General features: G+C 69.6%; 10 protein-coding genes and 1 tRNA gene. 5 read left to right on the top strand and 6 right to left on the bottom strand.

Features of this window, described 5'->3' with window-relative positions; translation table 11 throughout:
* Positions 1–246: 246 nt before the first annotated feature.
* The gene (locus GA0070604_RS01035; protein ID WP_091126823.1) at positions 247–927 is read left to right on the top strand and encodes a prepilin peptidase; all 681 of its coding nucleotides are present in this window, start codon (positions 247–249) and stop codon (positions 925–927) included.
* 136 nt (positions 928–1,063) lie between these two features.
* On the opposite strand, the gene GA0070604_RS01040 is transcribed toward GA0070604_RS01035, so the two are convergent.
* Positions 1,064–1,570: a hypothetical protein gene (locus GA0070604_RS01040; protein ID WP_091112620.1), complete on the bottom strand. Its 507-nt coding sequence runs from the start codon at positions 1,568–1,570 to the stop codon at positions 1,064–1,066.
* 251 nt (positions 1,571–1,821) lie between these two features.
* Here GA0070604_RS01040 and GA0070604_RS01045 point away from each other — a divergent pair, with 251 nt between their 5' ends.
* Entirely contained in the window at positions 1,822–2,085 is a 264-nt protein-coding gene (locus GA0070604_RS01045; protein ID WP_091112624.1) for a GlsB/YeaQ/YmgE family stress response membrane protein, read from the top strand.
* 207 nt (positions 2,086–2,292) lie between these two features.
* A tRNA-Lys gene (locus GA0070604_RS01050) sits at positions 2,293–2,365 on the top strand.
* Positions 2,366–2,438: 73 nt separating this feature from the next.
* Here the strand turns inward: GA0070604_RS01050 and GA0070604_RS32210 are convergent.
* The gene (locus tag GA0070604_RS32210; protein ID WP_167363378.1) at positions 2,439–3,155 is read right to left on the bottom strand and encodes a hypothetical protein; all 717 of its coding nucleotides are present in this window, start codon (positions 3,153–3,155) and stop codon (positions 2,439–2,441) included.
* A gap of 251 nt (positions 3,156–3,406) precedes the next feature.
* On the opposite strand from GA0070604_RS32210, the gene GA0070604_RS01060 reads away from it, so the two are divergent.
* The gene (locus GA0070604_RS01060; RefSeq protein ID WP_141721198.1) at positions 3,407–3,832 is read left to right on the top strand and encodes a DUF6924 domain-containing protein; all 426 of its coding nucleotides are present in this window, start codon (positions 3,407–3,409) and stop codon (positions 3,830–3,832) included.
* Between the two features lie 247 nt (positions 3,833–4,079).
* Here the strand turns inward: GA0070604_RS01060 and GA0070604_RS01065 are convergent, their stop codons facing one another.
* The 4 genes from GA0070604_RS01065 to GA0070604_RS01080 all read right to left on the bottom strand — a co-directional run bounded on the left by GA0070604_RS01065 (position 4,080) and on the right by GA0070604_RS01080 (position 6,511).
* Positions 4,080–4,517 carry a DUF6933 domain-containing protein gene (locus GA0070604_RS01065; protein ID WP_141721199.1) on the bottom strand — a complete coding sequence of 146 codons (438 nt, stop codon included), beginning with the start codon at positions 4,515–4,517 and terminating at the stop codon, positions 4,080–4,082.
* Entirely contained in the window at positions 4,492–4,737 is a 246-nt protein-coding gene (locus GA0070604_RS01070; protein ID WP_091112638.1) for a hypothetical protein, read from the bottom strand. Before GA0070604_RS01070 ends, GA0070604_RS01065 begins: the two co-directional genes overlap by 26 nt.
* A gap of 206 nt (positions 4,738–4,943) precedes the next feature.
* Positions 4,944–5,864 (bottom strand): nucleotidyl transferase AbiEii/AbiGii toxin family protein, encoded by a 921-nt coding sequence (locus GA0070604_RS01075; protein WP_091112642.1) that lies wholly within the window; start codon positions 5,862–5,864, stop codon positions 4,944–4,946.
* Positions 5,861–6,511, bottom strand: coding sequence for a hypothetical protein (locus tag GA0070604_RS01080; RefSeq protein ID WP_141721200.1), 651 nt, complete (start codon positions 6,509–6,511; stop codon positions 5,861–5,863). The genes GA0070604_RS01075 and GA0070604_RS01080 overlap by 4 nt, the downstream gene beginning before the upstream one ends.
* Positions 6,512–7,366: 855 nt before the next feature.
* On the opposite strand from GA0070604_RS01080, the gene GA0070604_RS01085 reads away from it, so the two are divergent.
* Positions 7,367–9,448: a helicase-associated domain-containing protein gene (locus GA0070604_RS01085; protein ID WP_091112649.1), complete on the top strand. Its 2,082-nt coding sequence runs from the start codon at positions 7,367–7,369 to the stop codon at positions 9,446–9,448.
* Positions 9,449–9,473: the final 25 nt, after the last annotated feature.

Here is a 9,473-nt window from a genome sequence, read left to right on the forward strand (position 1 = left end):
TGTCGGTCGGGCCCGGTTGATCGCCGAACGCCGGCCCGTCGGTCCGGCTCCTGGAAGCGCCGTTTTCCGCGCCATCCGTCATGCGCCGGCCCGATCGAAATCACTCTTCGTGTTCCAGAGTGGAACGGTCCGCAACCGTGCCGGCGGGCCGACGTGACCACCGCGCGGCTCCGGACCGCCCCGGAGCGGGCCCACGCCCGACGTCCGCTGGTACGCCTGCTGGCCGCCCTGACACTCGTACCGCCGATGCGGCTGGGTGTCGCCCGGTACGCCGTACCCCCGGGGTCGGCGGACCGGACCGGGTGCGACGGCTGCGGCGCGCCGATCGGCCTGGACCAGCCGCTGCCGGCGCTCGGGCCGGCGGCCCGGTGCCCGATGTGCCGGGCCCGGGTCGGCGCGGCACCCGGCACGGTCGAGTTGGCGCTGGTCGCGGCGGTGGCGGCGGTCGCGCTGGCCGACGGCCCGCTCGGCGTGCGGCTGGCGGTGACCTGGTGGCTCGCCTGGGCGGTGCCGCTCGCCCTGGTCGACGCCGCGGTGCACCGGCTGCCGGACCGGCTCACCTACCCGGCGGCGGCCGGCGTCTCGGCGTTGCTCGGCGTGGCCGCGCTGGCCGGCCCCGGCCCGGCGCCCTGGCTGCGCGCCACCATGGCCGGACTCGCCCTCGGCGCCGGCTTCGCCGGGACCACCCTGCTGCTCGGCCGGCGCGGGTTCGGGCTCGGCGACGCCAAGCTGGCGCTCGGAGCCGGCGCGCTGCTCGGCTGGTACGGCTGGGCGGTGCTGGTGGTCGGGCTGCTGCTGGCCGTCACCCTGTCCGGGCTGGTCGGGCTGGCGCTGCTGGCGGCCCGCCGGGTCCGTTGGTCCAGCCACCTGCCCTTCGGCCCGTTCCTCATCCTCGCCACCGCCGTGACCCTCATCCTCGCCACCTGATCCGGGTGGTCGGGGCGGACTTCTCGCCACCTGGCCCGGGTGGTCGGGGCGCGCTCCCCGCCACCTGGCCCGGGTGGTCGGCGCGAACTCATCGCCACCTGGCCCGGGCGCTCCGGTCGGAGCGAGGAGCGCGGGATCACGGGGCCGGCGGCTCGGCGGCGTCGGCCGGCCGGCGCGGGGCCGGCTGGGCGCGTCCGCCGGTCATTCGCTCGACGACCTCCTCCAACGACTCGAAGGTGTACGCCCAGTTGTGGCACTTGAAGCTGCGCAACCCCTCGATGGGACTGCGGCAGTCGGAGCAGTACACGCCGGGGATCGCGTCCGGCACCTCGGTGTTGACGTACTTGCGGTCGCCGAGGATGACGCGGGCGATCATCGCCGGTTCGTGCACCCCGTGCAGGGCGGAGGCGACGATGTCGTACCAGCTCATCCGGCGACCACACTTGGGACAGTCCGGCTCGTCGCCGCTGACCCAGAGCGGGGCGCCGATGCTGCGCGGCGGCATGTTCAGCAGCTTCTCCAACCGGCGTACGTCGTGCTCGGGCGTGGTCCACCGGTGCCGGCCGGGCAGCGAGGCCGGCGAGTCGTAGACGGCCCGGAACACCACCGGGTCGACCTCCGTAGTCTCCCGTCCGCTGGTCATCGGGTACCTCCTCGCCGTGGATGCGCCACACCGTCGTACCAGGTGGACAGCGTCCGCAGCCGGATCACCGACCCGGCCGGCCGGCGGCGTGTCGCGTACCGGGCCGGGTCGCGGTGCCGGCGACCCGCTGGCTCTCGGCTGGCATGGCGTTGTCGACCCGCCACCAGAGCCGCCGGACACCGGGGGTTTGGCACTCCTTGCGTGCCTGGGCAACGCTGGACGGAGACAACCTGCCTGGGAAGGGGCGGCTCGTGGAAGTCACCGGTATCTTCACCGCGATCATCATCGGTCTGATCATCGGCGCGTTGGGCCGGCTGGTCGTGCCCGGCAAGCAGAAGATCTCGATCTGGCTCACCCTGCTCATCGGGATCGTCGCCGCGCTGCTCGGCACCCTCGTCGCCGGAGTCTTCGGCGTCGCCGACACCCGTGGCATCGACTGGATCGAGCTGGCTCTGCAGGTCGGCTTCGCCGCGATCGGCGTCTCGATCGCGTCCGGCGCCTCCGGCCGCCGCTGACCCGAGGCCCGGCCGCCGGCCCGCTCCCTGCCGGGCGGGCCGGCCGTGCCCGATCCGGGCAGGTGGCCGAATCCCGGGGTAGGCGCGGTGTGGGCTGCTGGTGACTCCCAACGGCAGCGGCACTCGCGGTATCCGTTGGTGGCCCAAGACGTACTGGGAAAGCCGTGCGCCGAGCCGGCACGGGCTCGGGTAGCCTAGTGCCTCGGCGGGCCGCTAGCTCAATAGGCAGAGCTGAGGACTTTTAATCCTTAGGTTCGGGGTTCGAGTCCCCGGCGGCCCACGTTTGAATTGGGAAAATAGCCAGGCATCACTACTTCCATCCGTTCGCTTGCGAAACACTTGTCGGGTTTGGGCTAGCGGTGTGGGAGCACCCGCCGAGCACCCACCTCGGGACTGACGCCTGGCGACCTCGCCCGCCACCGCTGGCCAACGACGCCGATCGGTGCGTCACATGTCGCCGCACCAGCCGACGACGCTCCTGGGACATCCTCGACGTCGGTCGCGGAGTCACCGACTCCCTCGACCCCGCCGTCGCCGAGCGGGACCTCGGCGCGTGCGGTCATGGCGACGAGCCTGTCGGCAAGGTCGGCAGCTTCGGCCAAGGTACAAGGTGAACCACACTTCGTCGGCCCAGCGGTCGCGGTGAAACTGGACGGCGGGCTCTGCCGCGGTGAGGCGCTGGACGAGTTTGACATGGAGTCGAGCGGGGTCGTACCTGCGTTCGGCGGAAGTTTGGGGCCGTGGTCGTGTGCTTCGGCCAGTGACAGACGCAGTTGGCAGGCGAGGCCTTCATGGCGGCGGTCGGCGAGCGTGTCGTCGTTGAAGTGGCCGAAGACGCACCAGGCGGGCTCGCGGCCGATCATCCAGAAGGACCGGAAGGCTCCTGCCGGCGCGGGCAGGTCGATCGGGTCCGCAGCCAGGGCCAGGTTCGGGGGTGTCACTGCGGCGAGCGCATCAGCCGCCGCAGTGGTCGGCCCGACCGGACCACGGCGGATCGGGGAAGGTGGCTGCAGTGTACGAACTTCGCGAATTTTCGGGTTGGCATTCCGCCGGCCAGTGCTCTTCGACATTCCGCTTCCTCTCGGGATCAGAGCGCGACAGCGCACGAGGCACGCCCACCTCCGCCTGTTGAGCGCGAGACGCGGTCAACTCTTCGTCCTGCGACAAGACGTTTGCCGGACAAAAAGTGCGTTTAGCGCATATCGCCTCCGGGGGTGGCGAGGGCTTCGCCGCCTCAATTGACGACGAGGCGGCCGCAGGCGCCAGCTGGGTAGTGTCGCCAGCGCGGGCCACATGGCCGCGGGATGAGTAGGCTGCGTCCGTGGCCGAGCTACCGGAGACGCGGAGTGTTCCGGTCGTGCGTGCGGACTTCAGCGACGATGTCGTCTGGAAACACGTCAAGGAGAAAATCGTCGAGCCGACGGAAGAGGGCTTCGGCGCTGACGTGGAGTTCGTTGAGGACCGAGCGCTTACCGGCCTCGACGAAGCGGAAATCGCCAATGGCTACCGGCGTGCCTACCCGCACGACTACAGGCACCCGATCCTGTTCGTAGTCGACGCTGTCGCCGTGGCTGTGCCCGAACAGCCCGTCCTGGTTGTCAACCTCAACGTGCGGATCGACGCCGGGCCGTTCAGAGCTCTGCCCCGGCAGGTGCAGTCGATCCAAGACAACCTGTCACTCGCGAACATGGACTACCTCGAATTCGCGAGATCAACAGACACGGACGGTGTCTTCCGCGGTTTCTGAGCGCAGGAAGCTCGCGCGACGCCGAGGGATATGCCCTCAGCCGCCGCGACAAGCACCAGGGCGGCAGGCGACAGGTCGCGAGACCTGTCCATCGCTGCCAAGAGCGGCGCCGAGAAGGGTGAAAGTCGGCCAGGGACGCCCTGCCGGTGTCCCCACCGGTGGGTTTCCCTGACCGCCTCCCGAACCGGACGTGCGCTTCTCAACGCATCCGGCTCTCCGCAAGTACCGTCAGGGCACAGCGTTTTCATCATCGGACTGGACCACGGAGTGGGGATGGCTGATCCCACCATCCACCGCCGCAGTAGCGGCGACGGAGTTCCTTCCAGTTGCTCTTGGGGTGCTTACGACGGATCCAGGCCCATACGCGGCGGCGCCAGGTGTCGGCGAGGAAGCCGAACTCGTTCATGATGCCGACGACGCTGCGATTAGCCGTCGGTGCGATCCGCCACTGGCGCATCTGGTCGACCTCGGCGCGGATCACCAGGTCGGGCACGCTGTAAGCGGCGAGCGCCGCGCCGACCTGGTCGGCGACCCGGGCCGGCATGGTGGCGGCCGGCGCGAGGGGCATAAGCGCCGGCAGTAACGTGCGCTCGTTGACGAGTAGCGCGACCTGCGGCACGGCTGCCGTGCTCGGCGAAGTGATGTCGAGCCGTGTCAGATCAATCGGAGAGCAGACGGATGGCATCGTCCGCTGCCTCGACATGGTCCTCCGGCCGCTTGGTGTACCGGACGAGTTCGACGCGGTTGATCAGCTCGTTGAGCTCTGGGGGCAGTTGCCGCCCTTCGTACGGCGCTCCGCTGATGGCCAGCTCGAAGGACAGGTAGTAGCCGTCGATGTCCAGCTCGCCGCGCCGTAGAGCATCTCGCAGTTCTACTAACTGGCGTATCGTCCGGTTGAGGCTCATTGGGCGATCACGGTTACCACCGGACCCTCCTGGCTGACGATGACCTGGAGCATGCCAAGAAAAATTCCCGCGCAGATGCCCATAGCGGGGCTGGTCGCAGTGTGGCGCTCCGGCCTGCCACAGGGCATTCAGGACAATCCGTTGGAACGAAGCATCAGGCGAGCGCGGAAGCGCGCGGGCGGCGGGTGGTCGACTTCACAACGAGATCACTGCGGGCTCCAAGCCCGCGCCGAGGGGTCCCAGACGCCAATCGCTGTTGCATCGAGCACGGGATCGAAAATCTGGCTCGCGAGGCTTATGGCGGTGTCGTAGTCCGGGACGGTGCCGGGTGCCTCTGCTGCGATTCTCGGGTAGCGTGCGCCCCAGCCGATAGTGTCGGGAACGACGAATCGTTCGGGAAGCTCGATCTTGCGCATCGCCGCGTTGCTGACGACAGCGGTGCGCAGTGCTTCGGCGCTGAAGGCGTGTGTGATGGCGATGATCGCGATGTCGACAAGGTCCTTGACCCGGCTGCTGCTCGCCGGCTGCCCGTCTCGGGCGTAGGTACCGATGGTCGCGCAGAGCTTGTCGGCCATATGGTCCGCGATCGGAAAGACGCGATAGTTCGGCCGAACGAGTCCCTCGATGTTCAGTGGCGTCAGCGGAGCGACGACGTCTGGTGTGCCTGTCATGACGGTGCCGACAACAACATCGATGTGGAAGCCGGCAAACGACGTCGGGCCGAGTCGCGCGTTGACGTGTACGCGGGCTCCTTTGGCCTCTTCATGGAGGGGAGCGACGCGTGTGACGTCGAAGGCGAAGTGATCGCCGAGGTCGATCCGGAGCGCGGCGCGCAGTGCGTCGACGGCGTCGTTGACATCGGCGTCGGTGGCGTCGAAGAACACGTCGACGTCCTTGCTGTGCCGGGCCGTGGCGAGCCGGGCCAACAGCGCCCCGGCGCCCTTGAGCACCCACCGATCGGCGTCGTCGGATCTGAACAACCGGGCGAGTGTCCGGTCGTAGGCGAACTGACGCTGGAGTTCGTCGAGCCGATAGCGCCGGTCAACTCGCGCGATCTGCCCGAAGCGTTCCTTGAGTGCTGTCCTGAACGCCGAAGGCGTCTCATACCGGAACGTGGATCCGCTCATCTACGCGTCTCCTCGCCGACGAGTACCCGGACGAACTCTGCCGGGTCGGAGTGGCCGTAGGCGGCCGCTTGTGGCGCGACGATGGCCTTGAGCGCGTCTTTGTGCAGAAGGCCCAGAGCGAGGGCGTCATGCACGACCTGTGCCACCGCGGACTCGTCCTCCCCGTCGGCGAGCAGATCGTCGATGATCGCTGGCACGGTCCGTACCGGCAGTCCACCCCAGACCTCCCAACTATCCGGGGCGATCTGCGAACGGACGCGCAACTTGATGTCGTTGCGGCGAGGTCGCAGCCGGGTGGTGGCGTAGAACTCGTGCTGATGCGGAATCAGGTCACCGAGGCCGCGCAGATGCGCGGCGCTGCGGTGGCTGACGATGGCATCGGGGGCGGCGATGCGCTCGTGCCACGACTTGGCGCCCCCGAGTTGCAGCCAGGCCGCGCGTAGCGGATCCAGCTCTGGGTCTTCGGGCACGCCCGTGAGCCGGTACACGCGTGCGGCCTGATCCGCGATGGCAAGCGTCCCGTCGTCGACGAGTCGTTTCAGGTCCTGCCGGGACACATCAAGACGGCGAGCTTGTCCCGCGGTGATCATGCCCCATTGCTCGCTGGCCACCGGGCTGATCGCAGCCAGCGCCGTACGCCTCGACATGGAGCGAGCGTAACAGTATTGCGACGATCGCTCCATCCGGGCATTGCAGTGGTGGTGGACCCCCGGGTCGCGGCGGAACGGGCAGCGAGCGGACCGCACCGGCGTCACGGGTGCTCCACGGGTGCTCGGATGTTCCGATGCCCGGACGGATTTACGGCACGACTCCCGGATTCGCGCCTCTGCCAGCCACTCACCGCGGCGTCGATCTCGATAGGCACGCCGCAGGCCAGCATCAACGAGGCCGGACGACGCGCCCGGAATCCGGACGGCGCGCGAACGGTAGCACTCTGTCCTCTTCCGAGGACTTTAATCCTTAGGTTCGGGGTTCGAGTCCTCGGCGGCCCACGTTTTAACTGGGAAAATAGTTAGACATCACTGTCTTTTTCCGCTCTCGGCGCGGGCATCTATCGGATTTGGGGCTTTGGTGTGCGAGCACCCACCGAGCACCCAGCGATGGAATGACGCCAGGCGACGTCGCTCGCCGCTGCTGGTGGAGCGCGGCCCGGTGCTGCGGGGCGGCGCACTCGGCAGCGACGGCGTGGGCCGCCTCTGCCCTTTGGTCAGGCCACCTGCTGGCGTCGGTGTTGGGTGCGTGGGCGGAGCGCCGAGGTGTGGCTCCGGCGATAGGTGAATGCGGTGCGGGTGTCTGGGTTGTGCGAGGTAGCCGGCCGGATGCGGTCGAGCGCTCTGGTGTGTCGGCCGCATCCGGCGTCGCGCACCCATCGCGAACGCGAGTGTTACGGGCGCTACGCGGTTCGTCCACGTCCTTGGCGGCGGGGGACGAGTTTGGCGGCGGCGCGGTTCTCCGCATGGCGTACCTGTCGCCTCCAGACAGAGAGGGCGTCGTAGGTTGGCATGGTGCAGTCCCTCGCCGCTCATCTTCGTACCCTGACCCAGGAGCAGCTCACCACTCTGGTCGCGAAACGTCGCGACGCGACCATCGAGCCTGCGCCGAAGACCGCCGAGCAGCTCGCCGTACGGCTGCTTCACCCGTCGTCGATGGCGGCTGCCTGTGCGTTGCTTACCCTGCCGCAGCTCCAAGTGGGCGAGGCCGCGGCGGCGCTGGGCGACGGGTGGGCCACCGCGCGGCTGGCGGCCCTGTTGGGCGTACCGGAGGGCGACGCGGACCTGGCCGCGGCGCTGCGCCGCCTCACCGAGCTCGCCCTGATCTGGCCGTACGCCGACGGCTTCGCGGCGGCACATCTGAGCGCGGTGTGGCCGCACCCGCTGGACCTCGGGCCCGGCGCCGCCGAGCTGTTCAACACCCGGAACATGACCGAGCTGCGCAGGCTGGCGAAGGTGTACGGCATCCCCGTTACGGGCCGCGGCAAGGACGAGTTGATCGTTGCGCTGGTCGGCCGGCTGGCGCGGCCGGAGAACGTGCGCCGGCTCGTGGCGCAGGCCCCCGCCGACGTTCGCGTCCGGCTCGCCGCGCTCGCCTCGCGGCCGGCACAGCCCGTCCATCTGCGAGGGATCATGTTCGGATCGGCCGGGGTGGCGCTGCCGTGGGCCGCCGAGCGTGGTCTCGTCGTCGGCTCCGCATGGGGCGTCGAGGAGATGCCCCGCGAGGTCGCCCTCGCGCTGCGGGAGGGCTACGTCGCTGCGTTCGACCCGCAGCCGCCGGCCGTGCCTACCACCCCGGTCGAGCCAAGGGACGCCGAACGGGAGGCCGCAGCCGCCGCCTCGGAGACCCTCGCCGCGATCACCGCGATCGTCGGAACCATGAGCGGCGGCCCGGTGTCTCTGCTCAAGACGGGCGGCCTCGGCGTACGCGAACTGCGCCGGATCGCCAAGTCGTCCGGCCAGGACGAGGATCCTGCCCGCCTGACCATCGAACTGCTCGCCGCGGGCGGCCTCACCGAGGCCTCGGACACCGGTCTCGCCCTCTCGGTGGCCTATGACGAGTTCGCCGCCGCCGAACCTGCGGACCAGCTGGTCGACATCATTCAGACCTGGCTGACGATGCCCGCGTGCCCGCTCGCCCCGGCCGACTCCACTGCGGTCTCCTCCCGCGCCCTCTACTGGGACGAGGGCGAGGAGATGACGTTGACGGCTCTGCGCGCCCTGACCTTGCGCACTCTCGCCGACGTCTTACCCGAAGGCCACGCCACCGACCCCGGCACGCTGGCCGACCGGCTGGCCTGGCAGAGCCCTGTCCTGACCGACCAGGCCGACGAGGATCTGCACCGATACGTCACCGGCATCTGGCGGGAAGCCCACCAGCTCGGTCTGCTCGCTCACGGAACAGCGACCAGGCTTTGCCGTAGCCTGCTTACCGGTGACGCTGACGCGACTCACCGGCACGCTCAGGCCATGCTGCCCCGGTCCCGCGACACGGTCCTGTTGCAGAACGACCTCACCGCGGTGGTGACCGGCACCCCCTCGGCAAACCTGCTGGCTCTGCTGGACGGCACGGCCACGCCAGAGTCCCGCAGCGGCGCCTGGACCTGGCGCTTCTCGCCGGCCAGCATCCGCGGCGCACTCGACGCCGGAAACACCCCGGCCGGCCTGCTCGCCCGGATCACCGAGGTGGCCGAAGGCGGCCGCGTGCCGCAGACACTCACCTACCTGATCAACGACGTAGCCCGCCGATACGGCCGCGTTCAGGTACGCCCAGCCGGCTGCTGCCTGTGCAGCGACGACGAAACCCTGCTCACCGAGATCCTCAACACCCGCTCGCTGCAGGCCCTGCACCTGGTCCGGCTCGCCCCGACCGTGCTCGCCAGCGCAAAATCGCAGGCCGAAACCCTGGCCGCACTGCGCGCCGCCGGCCACGCCCCGGCCGGCTTCCGCCTCGACGGCAGCCCAGCGATCGAGATCCCGCGACGACGCCGCGCCGAGCCATCACCCACCGAGCCGGACAGCGGTGACATGTTCCCGCTGCCACGCCTGAGCGACCCGGCCGACGTCGCACGGACCCTGCTCGGCAACCGCTGACGAGCGAGGCTCGGGACGGTCCGGC

The organism is Micromonospora eburnea (assembly GCF_900090225.1).
GTDB classification, from domain to species: Bacteria; Actinomycetota; Actinomycetes; order Mycobacteriales; family Micromonosporaceae; genus Micromonospora; species Micromonospora eburnea.